The sequence below is a fragment of the Pseudooceanicola profundi genome, assembly GCF_050897955.1.
Taxonomy (GTDB): Bacteria; Pseudomonadota; Alphaproteobacteria; order Rhodobacterales; family Rhodobacteraceae; genus Pseudooceanicola.
Genome location: NZ_JBPAXZ010000001.1, coordinates 3,041,992 through 3,058,455, shown reverse-complemented (window position 1 = coordinate 3,058,455; position 16,464 = coordinate 3,041,992). Strand labels below are relative to the sequence as shown.

15 protein-coding genes are annotated in these 16,464 nt (G+C 64.6%); 7 read left to right on the top strand and 8 right to left on the bottom strand.

Annotated elements, in window-relative coordinates:
* The first annotated feature begins 3 nt into the window (after positions 1-3).
* The 3 genes from ACRARG_RS15480 to ACRARG_RS15470 all read left to right on the top strand — a co-directional run bounded on the left by ACRARG_RS15480 (position 4) and on the right by ACRARG_RS15470 (position 2,981).
* A complete protein-coding gene (locus tag ACRARG_RS15480; RefSeq protein WP_432690914.1) occupies positions 4-849 on the top strand; it encodes a tetratricopeptide repeat protein in 846 nt (281 codons plus the stop codon).
* Positions 850-854: 5 nt separating this feature from the next.
* Positions 855-1,346: a prepilin peptidase gene (locus ACRARG_RS15475; protein ID WP_432690913.1), complete on the top strand. Its 492-nt coding sequence runs from the start codon at positions 855-857 to the stop codon at positions 1,344-1,346.
* Positions 1,347-1,667: 321 nt separating this feature from the next.
* Positions 1,668-2,981: a DUF8689 domain-containing protein gene (locus ACRARG_RS15470; RefSeq protein WP_432690912.1), complete on the top strand. Its 1,314-nt coding sequence runs from the start codon at positions 1,668-1,670 to the stop codon at positions 2,979-2,981.
* Between the two features lie 18 nt (positions 2,982-2,999).
* Here ACRARG_RS15470 and ACRARG_RS15465 read toward each other — a convergent pair whose 3' ends face one another.
* Positions 3,000-4,556 (bottom strand): MDR family MFS transporter, encoded by a 1,557-nt coding sequence (locus ACRARG_RS15465; protein WP_432690911.1) that lies wholly within the window; start codon positions 4,554-4,556, stop codon positions 3,000-3,002.
* A gap of 161 nt (positions 4,557-4,717) precedes the next feature.
* Between ACRARG_RS15465 and ACRARG_RS15460 the strand changes: the two genes are divergently transcribed.
* From ACRARG_RS15460 to ACRARG_RS15445, 4 genes are all read left to right on the top strand, one after another.
* Entirely contained in the window at positions 4,718-5,296 is a 579-nt protein-coding gene (locus tag ACRARG_RS15460; protein ID WP_432690910.1) for a MarR family winged helix-turn-helix transcriptional regulator, read from the top strand.
* A gap of 72 nt (positions 5,297-5,368) precedes the next feature.
* On the top strand, positions 5,369-7,771 hold the full coding sequence (locus ACRARG_RS15455; RefSeq protein ID WP_432690909.1) for a ligase-associated DNA damage response DEXH box helicase: 2,403 nt from the start codon (positions 5,369-5,371) through the stop codon (positions 7,769-7,771).
* 88 nt (positions 7,772-7,859) lie between these two features.
* Positions 7,860-8,513 (top strand): ligase-associated DNA damage response endonuclease PdeM, encoded by a 654-nt coding sequence (gene pdeM / locus ACRARG_RS15450; protein ID WP_432690908.1) that lies wholly within the window; start codon positions 7,860-7,862, stop codon positions 8,511-8,513.
* 52 nt (positions 8,514-8,565) lie between these two features.
* Positions 8,566-8,988 (top strand): PaaI family thioesterase, encoded by a 423-nt coding sequence (locus tag ACRARG_RS15445; RefSeq protein WP_432690907.1) that lies wholly within the window; start codon positions 8,566-8,568, stop codon positions 8,986-8,988.
* Here ACRARG_RS15445 and folD read toward each other — a convergent pair.
* The 7 genes from folD to pal all read right to left on the bottom strand — a co-directional run bounded on the left by folD (position 8,985) and on the right by pal (position 16,419).
* Positions 8,985-9,887 carry a bifunctional methylenetetrahydrofolate dehydrogenase/methenyltetrahydrofolate cyclohydrolase FolD gene (gene folD, locus ACRARG_RS15440; protein WP_432690906.1) on the bottom strand — a complete coding sequence of 301 codons (903 nt, stop codon included), beginning with the start codon at positions 9,885-9,887 and terminating at the stop codon, positions 8,985-8,987. The two genes, ACRARG_RS15445 and folD, sit on opposite strands and share 4 nt — an antisense overlap.
* 444 nt (positions 9,888-10,331) lie before the next feature.
* A complete protein-coding gene (locus ACRARG_RS15435; protein ID WP_432690905.1) occupies positions 10,332-10,922 on the bottom strand; it encodes an MOSC domain-containing protein in 591 nt (196 codons plus the stop codon).
* A gap of 14 nt (positions 10,923-10,936) precedes the next feature.
* On the bottom strand, positions 10,937-11,710 hold the full coding sequence (locus ACRARG_RS15430) for a methyltransferase domain-containing protein (RefSeq protein WP_432690904.1): 774 nt from the start codon (positions 11,708-11,710) through the stop codon (positions 10,937-10,939).
* Positions 11,711-11,809: 99 nt separating this feature from the next.
* Positions 11,810-13,723, bottom strand: a complete 1,914-nt coding sequence (gene ftsH / locus ACRARG_RS15425; protein WP_432690903.1) for an ATP-dependent zinc metalloprotease FtsH — start codon at positions 13,721-13,723, stop codon at positions 11,810-11,812.
* Between the two features lie 80 nt (positions 13,724-13,803).
* Positions 13,804-15,039, bottom strand: a complete 1,236-nt coding sequence (gene tilS, locus ACRARG_RS15420; RefSeq protein WP_432690902.1) for a tRNA lysidine(34) synthetase TilS — start codon at positions 15,037-15,039, stop codon at positions 13,804-13,806.
* Positions 15,036-15,887: a tol-pal system protein YbgF gene (ybgF, locus tag ACRARG_RS15415; protein ID WP_432690901.1), complete on the bottom strand. Its 852-nt coding sequence runs from the start codon at positions 15,885-15,887 to the stop codon at positions 15,036-15,038. Before ybgF ends, tilS begins: the two co-directional genes overlap by 4 nt.
* Positions 15,888-15,900: 13 nt before the next feature.
* Entirely contained in the window at positions 15,901-16,419 is a 519-nt protein-coding gene (gene pal / locus ACRARG_RS15410) for a peptidoglycan-associated lipoprotein Pal (RefSeq protein WP_432690900.1), read from the bottom strand.
* Between the last annotated feature and the right edge of the window lie 45 nt (positions 16,420-16,464).

Sequence of the window (16,464 nt, the reverse complement as noted above, 5' to 3'; positions counted from 1 at the left end):
CATATGCGCCACCCGATATTTCTGACCACCTGCCTGGCGGGGGCTCTGGCCCTGTCCGCCTGCGGTAATTCGAAAGACGCCGAGGTCAATCGTGCCTTTCGCGATGTGAATGTCGTCGATGAGAGCAATCTGAACGATATCATGCTGACGGTCGGCGACCCGAATGAGGCGGTCGTCTATTTCCAGCGCACCTTGAAAGACAATCCCGACCGGGTCGACATCCGGCGCGGACTTGCCACCAGCCTGGTTCGCGCAAAACGCCCGACAGAGGCCGTGTCGGCCTGGGCCAAGGTTCTGGAATTGCCGGATGCCAGCAATGACGACCGGGTCGATTATGCCGATGCCCTGATCCGCGACGGCCAGTGGGACAAGGCGGACAAGGTTCTGGACAGCATCCCGCCGACCGTGGAGACCTATAATCGCTACCGGCTGGAGGCGATGGTCGCGGACAGCAACAAAGAATGGAAAAAGGCCGATAGTTTTTATGAAACCGCCGTGGGCCTGACGACAAAGCCCGGCGGCGTCATGAACAACTGGGGCTATTCCAAGCTGACGCGCGGCGACTATTCCGGCGCCGAAAAGCTGTTCAGCCAGGCGATCAGCCATGATCCGGACCTGTTCACCGCCAAGAACAATATGATCCTGGCACGGGGCGCGCAGCGGAACTATTCGCTGCCGGTCATCCCGATGCAGCAGACCGAACGCGCACAGCTCTTGCATACGCTGGGGCTGTCGGCCGTCAAGCAGGGCGACCTTGAGATGGGTAAGACCCTTCTGCGCGAGGCGATCGACACCCATCCGCAGCATTTCGAGGATGCCGTGCGGTCGCTGCGGGCTCTCGAAGGCTGAGCGCCATGTTCGCGCTGGACCCGCTGGCGGCGCTGGTGTTTCTGCCCGGGGCCGCGCTGATCGGGCTCTATATCAGCTGGACCGACCTCAGCGGCATGCGGATCCCCAATGGCAGCGTGCTGGCGCTGGCGGGGCTGTTCGTTGTGCTGGGGCCCTTGGTTCTGCCGTTGGACATTTATGGATACCGTCTGCTCCACCTGGTCGTCATGCTGTTGTTCGGCATGGCTGCGACAGCGGCGGGTGCCATGGGCGCGGGAGATTCCAAATTTATCGCCGCCGCGGCCCCCTATGTGGCCCTGCCGGACAGCCTTTTCTTGATGATCCTGTTTTCCGGCTGCCTTCTGGCCGCCGTCGCCACGCACCGGCTGGCCAAGCACAGCTTCCTGCGCCGGCTGGCCCCCGATTGGCAGAGCTGGTCCCGGGGGCGGGAATTTCCAATGGGGACCGCCCTGTCCACGACCCTGACGCTCTATCTTCTGCTGGCCGCAATTGGCTGATGCCCTCGGGCGGCGTGCATTGCGTCCCGGTCCGGCTTTCCAGCTTTGCCGCGGTCACAACCTGCCGTGGAGTCAACTTGAACCGAACCGCTCCGCGCACCTGCCCTGCGCCGCAACAGATGGTCGCAGACGGCCAACAGGCTTCTCCCAAAGGTCATAATTCCGCCTAAAACGTTGAATATTTTTGCGATAGCGATGGCAATGGCCGGTCTCGTTGTCGTTTTGTGTACCAACCGCGGCGTAGACAACGTCGGACAACAAAAACCATGGCGGCGGACGGCCACACGCCATGATTGAAAAGAAGCAGATGAGCAGAAGCACATGAATATGCAGGTTTCGACGGCGGTGGTCGCCCCGCCGCCGCCCCGTTCATTGGAAGAGCTTGAACTGCCCATTGTTATGGCGCGGGACATTCTCATTAAGACCATGTTCCGCAAGAGCGTGGACAAGATCTCCAAGATCTCGGCCGCGATCAGCCTTCCGCCGAATGTCGTGCAGGAACTGATCGATCTTGCCCGCGATCAGCTCCTGATCGAGGCGATGGGAACGCTGAAGGCCACCGGTGACAAGGAAATGGGCTATCAGCTGACCGATAACGGCAAGGCGCGGGCGCTGGATGCGCTGGCCCAGTCCGAATATTACGGCGCGATGCCGGTGCCGCTGCATATTTATCATCAGCAGATCCGGCGTCAGTCGATCCGCGATATTCAGATCACCCGCTCGCAGCTGACCGCCTCCATGGGGCATCTGGTGCTGCCGGATGACCTGATCTCAAACCTCGGGCCCGCTGTCAGTTCCGGCCGGTCGATCCTGATGTATGGGCCACCGGGGAACGGGAAATCCTCCATTTCCAACGGGATACGGGATGCGCTTGGCGACAAGATTTATGTGCCCCGCGCGGTGGAATATTCCGGCCAGGTCATCACCGTCTACGACCCGATCGTGCATTCCGCGGCCGAGGAACAATATGACGATCCGAATTCGCTGCGTCGCGCCGGAAACCGGTTCGACGACCGCTACGTCCGCTGCGAACGCCCCACGGTGATTACCGGGGGTGAGCTGACGCTGTCGATGCTCGACCTCAATTACAACCCGGTGGCCCGGACCTATCAGGCGCCGCTGCAGATGAAGGCCACTGGCGGCGTCTTCATCGTCGACGACCTTGGCCGTCAGGCCGAACCGCCGCAGAGCCTGATCAACCGCTGGATCGTGCCGCTGGAAGAGGGCAAGGATATCCTCGCGCTGCAGTCCGGCGAGAAGTTCGAAGTGCCCTTCGACACACTGGTGATCTTTTCGACCAACTACCACCCGAACGAGATTTTCGATCAGGCTGCGCTGCGCCGGATCTTCTTCAAGATCAAGATCGACGGACCGACCCAGGAGAATTTCCTGAAGATTTTCGCCCTGGTCGCCCGCAAGAAGAAGATGCCGCTGGACGAGGCGTCGCTCGTTCATCTTCTGAAAAAGAAATATCCGACCATCGGCAATGTCTATGCGAATTACCAGCCGGTCTTCCTGATCGACCAGATGATCTCCATCTGCGAATTCGAGGGCATCCCCTACCAGATGACGCCGGAACTGATCGACCGGGCCTGGTCGAACATGTTCGTCAAACACGAAGAAATCACGAAATAAGGCCGGCAGGTCGGCGGATTATTCCGCCGGCTGCTGCGCAGCTGCCGGACGACCGGCCGGGGCCGGGCCGCCAAGCGGCATCTCGATCAGACGCAGGGAGGCAAGGCAGGCCACGGCCGCCACCGCCGCCCCCACGAAAAAGACAGGCGACAGGGCAGAGGCAAAGCCCTCCAGCACCTGCTGTTGCAGGGCGGGGTCCAGCGCCTCGACCATATCGCCGGTCAGGGCGCGGATTTCCTTCACCTGCGGTAGCAGCGGCGCGACATGCTCATGCAGCCCCAGCGTGAAGATGGCCCCGAAGACCGAGGTGCCGATGGAGCCGCCGATCAGCCGGAACATATTGGCACTGGCCGTGCCCACGCCCAGATGTTCGCGCGGGATCGACGTCTGGATCGACACGATGCCCACAGACATCGTCGGGCCGATGCCGATCCCCACGAAAAGCAGCATGATCGGAATAATCCAGAGCGGCGTATGCGCCGTCAGCGTGGTCAGCAGCAGCATTGCCACCGCCAGCATGGCCGTAGAGACATTGGGCAGGATCTTGTAGCGCCCGGTGGAGCGCATGAACCTACCGCCCAGAAAGGACGTACCGATCAGGCCCAGCATCATCGCAACGAGGTAGAGGCCCGACCGGATCGGGTCGACATGTTTCACGATCTGCAGGAAGAGCGGCATGAAAGCGATGGTGCCGAACATGGCCATGCCGACAAGGAAGTTCATGCAGTTGGCGGCCTGGAAATTGCGGATGCCGAAGAGGATCAGCGGCATGACCGGCTCTTTCGCGCGACGCTCCGCGGTGATGAAGCCGACCAGCGCCATGGGCACGAGGATCAGCAGGAACAGCACCGGCAGCGAGGTCCAGGAGAAGATCGTGCCCGCCACATTGGCCACCAGCACGCAGGAGGACAGCAGGATCATCAGTAGCGCCGCGCCCATATAGTCCATCTTGTGCGGGGTGTGATCGGTGCGCGACGGCAGGGTGCGGGTCAGGATGACAAAGGCCGCGACGCCGATGGGGAAGTTCACGAAGAAGATCCAGTGCCAGCTGACGGTCTGTACCAGGAAACCGCCGATCAGCGGGCCCAGCACCGTGGACAGGCCGAAGACGCTGGACAGGGTCCCCTGCGCCCGCGCCCGTTCGCGCGGCGGCAGCACGTCCGCGACCACCGCCATCGACACGACGATCAGCGCGCCGCCCCCCATGCCCTGCACAAAGCGCCCGGCCACCAGCAGCCACATCGACCCGGCCACGCCGCAGATCACGCCGCCCAGCAGGAAAACCCCGATGGCAAATTGCAGCACCACCTTGCGGCCATACATATCGCCCAGCTTGCCCGCGATCGGCGCGCCCACGGTAGAGGCCAGCAGATAGGCCGTCACCACCCAGGAGATATAGGCCAGCCCGCCCAGATCGCTGACGATCTTGGGCAGTGCCGTCGTGACGATGGTATTGCCGGTCGAGGCCAGAAAAAGCGTCGTGGCCACGGTGATCAGGATCACCCGCAGCCGCTGACTGTCGATCGATGGAAAATCGGTGATCGGGTCGGTCCCGATCTCTGAATTCTGCTGCATATTAGACCTTTGAAACCGGGCCGTCGAAATGCCGCGGGCCTGCACGAAATCTTGGTTTGAAACCGGTTGGGTTGCTGTCATATATGTGCTGAAGGCAGATACATGTCAATAGCACGTAATTTCCCGGAAAGGTCAGAGCCATAGGCAAGCGCGACGACGAGATGAAGGCGGTTCTGGATGGATTCGGGGTGTCTCCGGACACGATCGATCATGCGCTGGAACTTGATGCGATGCTGCAAGCCTGGCGGCGCCGTGTCCAAAGGCGCGAGCTGGGGATCATGGCTGTGAGAGAGCTGGGACTGAAACTCGACATGCCCAAGCTTGATGTGATGATCGCGATCTGGGCACCCTCGAACGAGTTCAAGGGCGCGGGCGAGGATGAGACGATGGTGGCCACCATCGCGGCCCGGCTGGGGATCGACCCGTCCCGCGCCTCGCGGCTGGTGACGGAGCTGATTGCCGAAGGCTATGCCGAACGGGCGGTCAGCCAGCTTGATGCGCGGCGGACCATCGTGACGCTGTCGGAGAAGGGCAATGCCGTGATCTCTGCCGTGCGGAACATCAAGTACCTGATCCTCGGGTCCTTCCTGTCGGACTGGACGGAGGAGGAGATGGAGATCTTTACCCCCCTGCTCCGCCGGTTCACCAAGTGGCAGGATGAGGTCGACGCAACCGGCACGACAAAGTTTCGGGCAGAGATCGCGGAGCTGCGCAAGGACCTCGCCCCCTATCTGGACTGAGCTGCGCCTGCGCAGGGGCGGGTCTGCGAAATTGGCGTCGCCAAGCCGGGCGTTGCGCCCTATGTTCCCGTTATGTCCACCTTGCCCCCCCGATTCCGCGACTGGTTCGCTGCCCGCGGCTGGTCCCTGCATCCGCATCAGGCGGAGATGCTGGTGCGGGCGGATGCGGCCTCGCTCCTGCTGATCGCGCCGACGGGGGGCGGCAAGACATTGGCAGGGTTTCTGCCGACTCTGGCCGATCTGGCCGAGGGTGGGCATGAGGGGCTGCATACGCTCTATATCTCGCCGCTGAAGGCGCTGGCGTCGGATATCCGGCGCAACCTGATGACGCCGGTGGAGGAGATGGGCCTGCCCATCCGGGTGGAGGACCGCACGGGCGACACGCCGTCCTCCCGCAAGAAACGGCAGCGCGCCGATCCGCCGCATATCCTGCTGACGACGCCTGAATCTCTGGCGCTGATGTGTTCCTACGAGGATGCAGCGCGGACCTTTGCCGGGCTGAAACGGGTGGTGGTCGACGAGATCCATGCGCTGTCGGAAAGCAAACGTGGCGACCAGCTCTGGCTGGCGCTGACGCGGTTGCAGGCGATGTGCCCCGGATTGCGGCGCGTCGGCCTGTCGGCCACGGTGGAGGACCCGGGGGAGATCGCGCATCTGCTGGCCCCCGCGCCCGAGCCCTGCGAGATCCTGCATGCCGATCCCGGCCCCGACCCCGATATCGCCATGCTGGAGACGGAGGAGCGCCCGCCCTGGTCCGGCGGCGGCGGGAAGTACGCCATCCCCGCCGTGCTGGAGCAGGTGAAGCGCCACAGGATCACGCTGATCTTCCACAATACGCGGGCGCAGGCGGAGATCTTCTTTCACAACCTCTGGCTCGCCAATGACGAGGGGCTGCCGATTGGCATCCACCATGGATCGCTCGACCGGGTGCAGCGGGAACGGGTGGAAAAGGCGATGGTGGAGGGGCGGCTGCGGGCCGTGGTCTGTACCGGATCGCTCGACCTTGGCATCGACTGGGGGGATGTCGATCTGGTGATCCAGGTGGGCGCTCCCAAGAACGTGAAGCGGCTGGTGCAGCGGATCGGGCGGGCCAATCACCGTTACAACGCCCCGTCAAAGGCGCTGCTGGTGCCTGCAAACCGGTTCGAAGTGGTGGAATGCGTGGCGGCACTGGAAGCGGTGAAGGCGCATGAGCTTGACGGCGACAAGCGCGGACCGGGGCCGCGCGACGTGCTCTGCCAGCATATTCTGGCGCGGGCCTGTGCCGGGCCTTTTGTGGCGGATGAGCTCTATGCAGAGGTGGTGACGGCGGGGGCCTATGCCGCGCTGAGCCGGGCGCAGTTCGACGCCTGCCTCGATTTCTGCGCCACCGGCGGCTATGCGCTGCGGGCCTATGACCGCTGGCAAAGACTGATGCAGGATGCGGAGGGGCGCTGGCATCTGCGCGACCCGCGCGCGACGCAGATCATCCGGATGAACCTCGGCACCATCGTCGATACCGACAAGCTGAAGGTGCGGATGAAGCACGGCGGCGGGCGGCCCCTGGGCGAGGTGGAGGAGGCCTTTGCGTCGCAGCTGAACCCCGGCGATACCTTCCTGATCGGCGGGCGGATCGTACGGTACGAGAGCCTCAAGGAGATGTCGATCGAGGTGACGCGCTCGGCCGCGAAGAAGCCCAAGATCGCGACCTTTGCGGGCACGAAATTCGCCACCTCTACTCAGCTGTCGCAAAGGATGCTCAGGATGTTCGGGCAGGAGAGCTGGCCGGAGCTGCCACGCCATACGGCCGAGTGGCTGGGCCTGCAGCGGGAGATCTCTGCCCTGCCCCGCGAAGGCCGCCTGCTGGTCGAGAGCTTTCCCTTCGACAATCGGGAGAACCTCTGTCTCTATGGGTTTGCCGGGCGGAATGCGCAGCAGACGCTGGGGCTGATCCTGACCAAGCGGATGGAGGAGCTGGGATATGACCCGCTGGGCTTTGTCGCGTCGGATTATGCGACGCTGATCTGGGGGCTGGAGGCGGTGGTCGATCCGGTGCCGCTGCTGGATCCGGAGGCGCTGCATGAGGGGCTGGACCGTTGGCTGGCGGGCAATGCGGTGATGAAGCGGACCTTCCGCAATTCGGCGCATGTGGCCGGTCTGATCTATCGCAATACGCCGCAGGCCAAGAAGACCGGGCGGCAGGCGACATTTTCGTCGGACATCCTCTATGACACGCTGATGAAATACGACCCCGATCACCTGCTGCTGGACATCACGCGAGAGGAGGCGATGCGCGGGCTGGTGGATTTTGGCCGGATCGAGGAGATGCTGGCCCGGGTTGGTGACCGGATCGATGTGCTGCGGCTGGACCGGGTGACACCTTTGGCGGCGCCGCTGTTTCTGGAGGTGGGCAAGGTGCGGATCGAGGGGGCGGGTCAGGACCGGCTGGTGGCGGAAGAGGCGGACCGGATGATGGTCGCGGCGGGGCTGGCATGAGTGTTGCGCCGGTGGCAGGTGCGGGAACGAGGGGCGCTGCCCCTCGCGCTCCCCGGGATATTTGGGGCAAGAAAAAGGAGGGGGCGGCGTGAGTCTGGGGGTGTCCGTGCAGCTTTGCGGGGCGGCGCTGGAGGCGATGGGGTCCGGTGCGCTCTGGTGGCCGGAGCGGCGGATGCTGGTGGTGTCGGATCTGCATCTGGGCAAGTCGGAGCGGATCGCACGGCGCACCGGGGCGCTGGTGCCGCCCTATGAGGTGGCGGAGACGCTGGGGCGGCTGGAGGACGATCTGGACCAGATGGGCCCGGAGGTGGTGGTCTGCCTGGGCGACAGTTTCGACGATCTGCTGGCGGCGCGGGGGCTGGCGCCGGAGGTGACGGGGCGGATCGGGCGGATGCAGGCCGGGCGCCGCTGGGTCTGGATCGAGGGCAACCACGACCCGGGCCCGGTGGAGCTGGGCGGGACGCATCTGGAGGAGCTGGCGGCGGGGCCGCTGGTCTTTCGTCATATTGCTGAGGCGGGGGCGCGGGGGGAGGTGTCGGGCCATTACCACCCCAAGGCCGGATTACGCGGTGTGGCGCGGCCCTGTTTCCTGTGTGATGGCGTGCGGCTGATCCTGCCGGCCTATGGCGCCTATACCGGGGGGCTGCGATGCTCGGACCCGGTGCTCTCGGGGCTGATGGGTCCGCGGGCGGTGGCGATCCTGACCGGGGCGCGGCCGGTGGCCCTGCCGATGCCGCGCTAGACTTTGCGCCGCGCTGCCGCATAGGGTGGGCGGGTTCATGGAGGGGGCCGGTATGGATGGAGAGGCGGGGGCGCTGGAGGCGCGGATCCGGGCGAGTTTCGACAAACAGCCGATGATGCGGACGCTGGGGGCTGAGCTGGCCAGTGTTGTGCCGGGCGAGGTGAAGATCCGGGCGCCGATCACCGATGCGGTGCGTCAGCATACCGGTGTGGCGCATGCGGCGCTGAGCTTTGCCCTTGGCGATACGGCGGCCGGGTATTCAGCCCTGACCACGATGGCGGAGGGGGCGGAGGTCGTGACGGCGGAGATCAAGATCAACCTGATCGCCGCGGCCTCCGGCGACTATCTGATCGCCACGGGGCGCGTGGTGAAACCGGGGCGCCGGCTGGTCGTGGTGACGGCCGTGGTGGAGGCCGTCACGGGTTCTGTACGCCGGGAGGTGGCGATCCTGCAGGGGACGATGGTGCCGGTTTAGGCGGTCAGCCCTTCCGGCTCGGCCAGGTCATGGATACGGGAGGCCGCGGTCACGGTATTGGCCAGCAGGCAGGCGATGGTCAGGGGGCCGACGCCGCCCGGCACCGGGGAGACATAGCCCGCAACCTCTTTGACGCTGTCGAAATCGAGATCGCCGACGAGGCGGGTTTTTCCCGCTCCCTTCTCGGGCGCGGGAATGCGGTTGATGCCGACGTCGATGACGCAGGCGCCGGATTTGATCCAATCGCCGGGCACCATCTGCGCACGCCCCACGGCAGCCACGACGATATCGGCGCGGCGGACGGTTTCGGCCAGATCCTTCGTGCGGGAATGGGCGATGGTCACGGTGCAGCTGTCACGCAGCAGGAGCTGGGCCATCGGCTTGCCCACGAGGTTCGACCGGCCGATCACCACCGCATCCTTGCCCGAGAGGTCACCCAGCGTCGCGCGCAGCAGCATCAGGCAGCCGAGCGGCGTACAGGAGGCCATGGCGTTCTGACCGGAGGCCAGCAGGCCCGCGTTGATCACCGACAGCCCGTCGACATCCTTGGCCGGGTCGATCCGGGCGACGATATCGCGTTCGGACAGGTGGCCGGGCACCGGGAACTGGACAAGGATGCCGTGCACACCCGGGGCGGCGTTCAGACGATCGATCAGGGCGTAGAGCTCGTCTTCCGGCACATCGGCGGGCAGCTTGTGCTCATAGCTGTTCATGCCGGCCTCAAGCGTGGCGATGCCCTTGTTGCGGACATAGACCTGGCTGGCCGGGTCCTCGCCCACCAGCACGACGGCCAGACCGGGGGTGACGCCATGGTCGGCCTTCAGCCGGGCGACATGCTCCGCCACCTTGCCGCGGATGGTGGCAGCGAAGGCCTTGCCGTCGAGGATCTCTGCGCTCATTCACTCTCTCCTTCGGAGCCGTCATGGGGTCTTGCCGGCGCTCTAGCATGGGCGGCCGGGGCGGGAAAGGCAGCGTGCTGCCGCAGGGCCACCGTTAGTACCAGCAGACAGGCCGCGCGGCAGCGATTGCGACCTATCGCTGCCAGAAACGGCCAGGCGCGTGAGAATCACGGCCAAAGACCAGTCCGAGATTTTTTGCAAGTCATGGAACCGGGCCTGTTCAGCGTTCGTTAACCAAGCAAGATCACAGTGACAATGGCGACTGCCCGCCATAGCCAAGGAGATTGAATTATGAAAGCTGCCACGCTTGTTTTTCACGGAAGTTTTGCCCTGACCCTTCTGGCTGCAGTGCTGCTTCTGGCCTGACTTTTCCGACTTACGAGTAGACCGCCGGGGTTTCCCTCCCCCGGCGGTTTTTTTATGGGCTTAAGGTTTTGACAGGTGTCAGGCGCGGGCCAGTTCGGCCCAGACGGGCTGATCGGGGATGGCAAGGCGCAGGGTGTCCCCGAGTTTCAGCACCCCTTCCCGTTCGACCCAGGCAGTCACACCCCGGCGCCCGTCGGCGGCGGATTTGAAGAGCTTGCCCTTGCCGGGCAGATGGTCTTCGATCACGCGGGCGGGCAGCTGGCAGGGGCGATTTTCCATGTCGACGACCAGCGTCACCCCGTCCGGCCCCTGGAGGCGCGACGAGGGCGGCAGATGGGTGAAGTCCGGCAGGCCCTCAACCGCCATGGTGGCGCCGACCCATTCGGGCGGCAGGGCGTCAATCTCCATATTCTTCGCGATCGCGGCCAGGTCCTCCATCGACAGGACGGAGAACTGACGAACATTGCGAATCTCGGTATCGCGCGGGTGCAGATGCATGACCCGGCTGCAGGAGGGGCGGTTGATGCCGCCATGCGCCTCGCCCTCGGGGCCGTCGAACCCGGCGGCGAGCGTTTCGACCGGGGCGGAGGCCAAAGCGGCGTCGCGGTCGGCGACACGGCCCAGCCAGGCGATGCGGCAGGTGTATTCGGTGAGCTTGAGGGCAGGCATGCGGGCTCCGGATCTTAAGTGGGCAGCGTGAGCGTAAAGAAGAGCCGGCGGAATGGGAACAGGGCGGTGCCATCGGGGCGCAGCGGATAGGCGGCGCTGACGGCTTCGTCGTAGATCGTGGTGATGAAGGTCTGTTCATCTTCGGCCAGCACGTCCAGCACGGGCCGCGCGAAGGTGGAGGAGGTGAACTGCCTGACCGGGTGGCCCTGCGTTTGCGCCGGAAGGTGCTGGTAGTATTCCGTTTCCCACAGCGACAGGGTACCGAGATCGTTCAGGATATCAAAGAACTCAACCGTTTCAGGGATGCCGGGGGCCTTGGCCGGGTCGAACCGGCCGGGGAAATGGGTCTGGACGAGATCGAGCCAGAGCCGGTGCGACGGCGCGCCGTTCTGATGCGGAACCTGCACGGCCAGCGTGCCGCCGGGCGTGATCTTGCCGGCCAGACGCGGCAAAAGACTGGCGAGATCGGGCAGCCAGTGCAGCGCGGCGTTGGAATAGATCAGCGCCGGCGGGGTTTCGGGATCCCATGTGTTGATATTGGCGTTCATCGTTGCCGTATAGGCGCCGGTGCCCATGGCGGCGGTCAGCATGGCCGGGGAATTATCGACCCCCATCCGGTCTCGCCTGTCAAACCGTTGTTTCAGCGCCGGACCGATGGAACCATTGCCACAGCCAAGGTCGATCACGGCACCGGGCGGCAGATCGGGCACACGGGCCAGAAGGTCGAGCGCCGGGCGCATGCGGACATCGGAAAATTGGGCGTAATGGGCAGGATTCCAGTCAGACATCTTGGCCTCACTTCATTGTATACCGCCGCATACTACACCCGCCCTGGCTGAAACGACAAGGGCCGGAGCGATGCTCCGGCCCTTGTGAATTTGATCCGATCAGGCGGTCGGTTCCGGTTCCATCCCGCCGGAGCCGGGCTTGGAGCGCGGCTTGGTCTTGGGGATCGCCGCGACGGAGGGGGCGGAGCCCGCATCGTTATCCTCATCCTCGCTGGAATGGGGCGGCTCGCCGTTCATGACGCGCTTGATCTCGTCGCCGGTCAGGGTCTCGTATTCCAGAAGGCCCTGAGCCAGACGTTCCCAGGCATCCTTGTGATCGGTCAGGATCTGGTAGGCATGGGTGTAGGCATTGTCGATCATGCGCTTCACCTCTTCCTCGATCAGCTCTTTCGTATGAGCGGAGATCGAGAAGCCACCGGCGCCATTGCCGTTATAGCCTTCGTGGGCCTGTTCGTAATCGACGTTACCGACCTTGTCGGACATGCCCCAGCGGAGAACCATGGCACGGGCCAGCGCCGAGGCCTGCTGGATATCGCCGGCCGGGCCGTTCGAGACCTCGTCATCGCCGTATTTCATGATCTCGGCCGCCTTGCCGGCCATCGTCATTGCAAGCTTTTGCTCACATTCGGATTTGTGCCAGTTCAGACGGTCGATTTCCGGCAGGGAGACAACCATGCCAAGCGCGCCGCCGCGCGGGATGATCGTCGCCTTATAGACCGGGTCACATTTCGGCAGGGTCAGGCCGACCACGGCATGGCCTGCCTCGTGATAGGCAGTCTTTTCCTTCTGCTCCGGTGTCAGGACCATGCTGCGACGCTCCGCGCCCATCATGACCTTGTCCTTGGCGTTTTCGAAATCGACCATGGTCACGAAACGGCGGCCGACACGGGCAGCCATCAGCGCGGCCTCGTTCACGAGGTTCGACAGATCCGCACCAGAGAAGCCGGGGGTGCCGCGGGCAATGATCCGCAGGTCCACATCGGGGCCCAGCGGGGTCTTGCGGGCATGCACGCCGAGGATTTTCTCGCGGCCCTTGATATCGGGGTTGGGCACGGTGACCTGACGGTCGAAACGGCCGGGACGCAGCAGCGCGGGGTCCAGAACGTCACGGCGGTTGGTGGCGGCGAGGATGATCACACCCTCGTTGGCCTCGAACCCGTCCATTTCGACCAGCAGCTGGTTCAGCGTCTGTTCGCGTTCGTCATTGCCACCGCCGTAGCCTGCGCCACGATGGCGGCCGACGGCGTCGATCTCGTCGATGAAGACGATACAGGGCGCGTTTTTCTTGGCCTGTTCGAACATGTCGCGGACACGGGAGGCGCCGACACCCACGAACATCTCGACAAAGTCAGAGCCGGAGATGGTGAAGAAAGGCACGCCAGCCTCGCCTGCAATAGCGCGGGCGAGCAGCGTCTTACCGGTACCCGGAGGGCCCACCAGCAGCGCGCCTTTGGGGATCTTGCCGCCGAGGCGGGAGAATTTCTGCGGATTGCGGAGGAATTCGACAATCTCCTCCAGCTCTTCCTTGGCCTCGTCGATGCCGGCGACATCGTCAAAGGTGACGCGGCCATGCTTTTCCGTCAGCAGCTTGGCGCGGGATTTGCCGAAGCCCATGGCCCCGCCCTTCCCACCGCCCTGCATGCGGTTCATGAAGTAAATCCAGACCCCGATCAGCAACAGGATCGGCAGCAGCGAGACGATGAAGGCCTGGAATCCCGACTCTTCCTGGCTCTTGGCCGAGACGGGGATGTTGTTGGCGATCAGCGTGTTCGTCAGCTCTGCATCATCGGGCTTGATGGTCACGTAATCCTGACCGTCGGTGCCGCGATAGCGAACCTGTTCTCCATCCAGTGTCACGGAGCTGACATTGCCAGCCTCTACGTTCCGGATGAATTCGGAATAAGCGATTTCGCGGCTCTGCAGCGTGCTGCCGGTGCCGCTGAACAGGTTGAACAGTGCCACGATCAGCAGCAGCAGAACGACCCAGAAAGCGAATTGTCTCGCGTTGCCCAAGGAAACGTCTCCTCCGATAGGGGATAGGCAGCGCCTATCACAGCGCGTCAGGACATTAAATAAGTATCATGCCGCAGGGTTCAATGTATCGCGAACGCTGCGTAAAAGTCCTTATCATCCCGCATCAATCTTGCGCTGAATCCGTTGTGGAATCCAGCGAGCGGTGCGCTGACAAGCGCGGTGTCGTCCCACAGGGCAGGAGCGGCGATGAGGCTGGTCCGGGGAAGATCGGCGTTTCTCCAGTCGGGGCAGTGGGTTAGCCCCTCCTCTCCGGTCGCCCGGATTTGCAGGCCATCTTTCGCCGGTCCGCTCAGCCGCCAGCGTCTGTCCCAGATTTTGGCGGGCCCGGCGACCTGTCGCGCCACGGCGGCATATTCACGGGTGACCCGCAGAATGCCGCGACGTACGGTCACAAGGCAGCCCGAGAGCGGCTGTGTCGCACCATTTTCCAACCCGTCGAGGATGACCGAGAGAGGCTGACGGCGGGCCGGGTATTCGGCCCCCGACACCCAGCCGAGCGCCGCCTGCACCAGCCTGCGGGCGATTTCCGGCGGCAGGTCGCGCAGGGCCGCGACGGGGATCAGCACATCGCCCCGGTCGAGCGTGACATGGTCCCGCGCGGCGTCCTGCGCGTAACGGGCGAGTGCGGCACGGGCGTCTGACAGGTTGGCGGCGACGGCCGACAACGCCTCCACCGTCAGCCCCTCGGGCTCCAGCTGTTCCAGCGCGCGGCGCATGCGGACGCGGTCATAGCGGGGGTCGGCGTTCGAGGGGTCCTCGGCCCATTCGATGCCGCGCCGCATCAGAAGCGCCTGCAGCTCGGCACGGCGGAAATCCATAGCGGGGCGCAGGAAGGTCACGCCGTTCTGCACCCAGCTGCGCCGCATGGCCGAGAGCCCGTCGACGCCCGCCTCCCGCGCCATGCGCATCAGCAGCGTTTCCGCCTGATCGTCTGCGGTATGGGCCAGCGCGATGCGGTAGATCCCTGCCTCCGCGCCCCAGTCCGCCAGCAGGGCATAGCGGGCGCGCCGGGCCATATCCTGCAGGTTGCCGCTGCCGTCCCAGTCGGTCCAGTGCAGCGTGGTATGGGGATGACCAAGTTTTGCCGCGAGGTCTGCCACCATCGCGGCCTCCTCCGCGGCTTCGGATCGCAGGCCATGGTCGACGGTCACAACGTGCAGCTCGCGGCCCAGATCATGCAGCAGCACCATCAGCGCAAGGCTGTCCGATCCGCCGGAGACGGCAACACCGAGGACCCCGGCCCCCTGCCCGAGGGTTTCGGTCAGAGCCTGCCTGAGGCCCTCGGATTTTGTCATGAACAGCCGAGTGTCGCGCGCTGCGCCTGAGCTTCGGCAACTTCGGGCGCGCCGGGGAAGCGGTTCGCGACCTCGCCCAGCGTCGTGCAGGCCTCGGCCGTCTGGCCCAGCTGACCAAGCCCCTTGCCGAGATTGAAAAGCGCAGAGGCCGCCACCGGCCCGTCGGGTGCGGCGGAGAAGGAGGCGAGATAGGCGCGGGCGGCCTTGGTGATCTCTCCCTGCTGTTCCAGCGCCTGACCACGGGCAAGATCTGCCAGCGGTTGCAGTGGCGACCCGGGGTAGGTCTTCACGAAATTCTCAAAGGCGGTGATGGCACCGGCGGCGTCCCCGCCGTCGAGCATCGCTTTGGCGGCTTCGAAATCGGCCTTTTCGGCGACGGCCAGCTCCATGCCGTCGATGGATGTGCCCCCCGTCGAGGCGCCCCCCGTCGCAGGCGGAGGCGTCGCAACGGCGGTCGCGCCTTCCGGCATTTCGCCGCCCAGCGTCGAGGTTTCGCCGAGCTTGGAGAGGTCACCGCCCTCAAGCTCCACCAGACGGAACTCCAGATCGCCGATCCGGTTGGTGCCATCGGCGACGATGGCATTGATGCGATTCTGCATCTGCTCCGTCCGGGCGGTGAGCCGCTGCGCCTCCGCCTCCAGCTGGTCCATACGTTCCAGGACCGACCCGCCCACCGTCACGCCCCCGGCATTGCCGGAGGTGGAGAGTTCGCGTTTCAGCTTCTGGATTTCCACGTTCAGCACGGTCAGCTCCTGCCGGATATCGGCGAGGGTCTGGTCGTTGGACTGGGCCCAGCCTGCGACAGGCAGGGCCATGAACACGGCGAGAAGGAGGGGGCGCAGGGTCATGCGATGCTCCGGATCAGCTCAGGCCGCCTGCCGCCAGAACGGTGACGGCGCGGCGGTTCTTGGCATAGCAGCTTTCGACCGAGCAGACCTCGATCGGGCGTTCCTTGCCATAGGAGACGGTTTTCAGGCGGGAGCCCGCAACGCCCTGGGTGATCAGGTATTCGCGGGCGGCATTGGCACGACGTGCGCCTAGCGCGAGGTTGTATTCCCGCGTGCCCTGTTCATCGGCATGGCCTTCGATTGTGGCGATATAGTCGGTGTTGGTGTTCAGCCACTGCGCCTGGCCGTTCAGGGTCTGGCGTGCTTCCGGCGTCAGGGTCGACTGGTCGACGGAGAAGAGCACGCGGTCACCCACGGCGGACTGGAAATAGAGCGGAGAGGCCGGGTCATTGGCCGACCCGGGGATCACGCCGCCTGCACCAGCGCCGGCACCGGCGCCAAGAGCCACGTCATTGTCAAAGCGCTCGTTCTGCGAACAGGCGGCCAGCGCCAGTGCGGAGATCAGAAGGATCGCGCGGGGGAAGAGTTTCATTCAGATGCCTCGTTCATGGTTGCCGCATCCTACCACGGGACTGCG

Bases quoted from the DNA above. Each gene is read 5' to 3' on its own strand.
- ACRARG_RS15435 (WP_432690905.1), bottom strand. From the start codon at position 10,922: ATGCCTGCCCTCAAGCTCACCGAATACACCTGCCGCATCGCCTGGCTG.
- ACRARG_RS15475 (WP_432690913.1), top strand. From the start codon at position 855: ATGTTCGCGCTGGACCCGCTGGCGGCGCTGGTGTTTCTGCCCGGGGCC.
- ACRARG_RS15470 (WP_432690912.1), top strand. From the start codon at position 1,668: ATGAATATGCAGGTTTCGACGGCGGTGGTCGCCCCGCCGCCGCCCCGT.
- pal (WP_432690900.1), bottom strand. From the start codon at position 16,419: ATGAAACTCTTCCCCCGCGCGATCCTTCTGATCTCCGCACTGGCGCTG.
- ACRARG_RS15465 (WP_432690911.1), bottom strand. From the start codon at position 4,556: ATGCAGCAGAATTCAGAGATCGGGACCGACCCGATCACCGATTTTCCA.
- ACRARG_RS15430 (WP_432690904.1), bottom strand. From the start codon at position 11,710: ATGTCTGACTGGAATCCTGCCCATTACGCCCAATTTTCCGATGTCCGC.
- ACRARG_RS15480 (WP_432690914.1), top strand. From the start codon at position 4: ATGCGCCACCCGATATTTCTGACCACCTGCCTGGCGGGGGCTCTGGCC.
- tilS (WP_432690902.1), bottom strand. From the start codon at position 15,039: ATGACAAAATCCGAGGGCCTCAGGCAGGCTCTGACCGAAACCCTCGGG.
- folD (WP_432690906.1), bottom strand. From the start codon at position 9,887: ATGAGCGCAGAGATCCTCGACGGCAAGGCCTTCGCTGCCACCATCCGC.
- ACRARG_RS15460 (WP_432690910.1), top strand. From the start codon at position 4,718: ATGAAGGCGGTTCTGGATGGATTCGGGGTGTCTCCGGACACGATCGAT.
- ACRARG_RS15445 (WP_432690907.1), top strand. From the start codon at position 8,566: ATGGATGGAGAGGCGGGGGCGCTGGAGGCGCGGATCCGGGCGAGTTTC.
- ACRARG_RS15455 (WP_432690909.1), top strand. From the start codon at position 5,369: ATGTCCACCTTGCCCCCCCGATTCCGCGACTGGTTCGCTGCCCGCGGC.
- ybgF (WP_432690901.1), bottom strand. From the start codon at position 15,887: ATGACCCTGCGCCCCCTCCTTCTCGCCGTGTTCATGGCCCTGCCTGTC.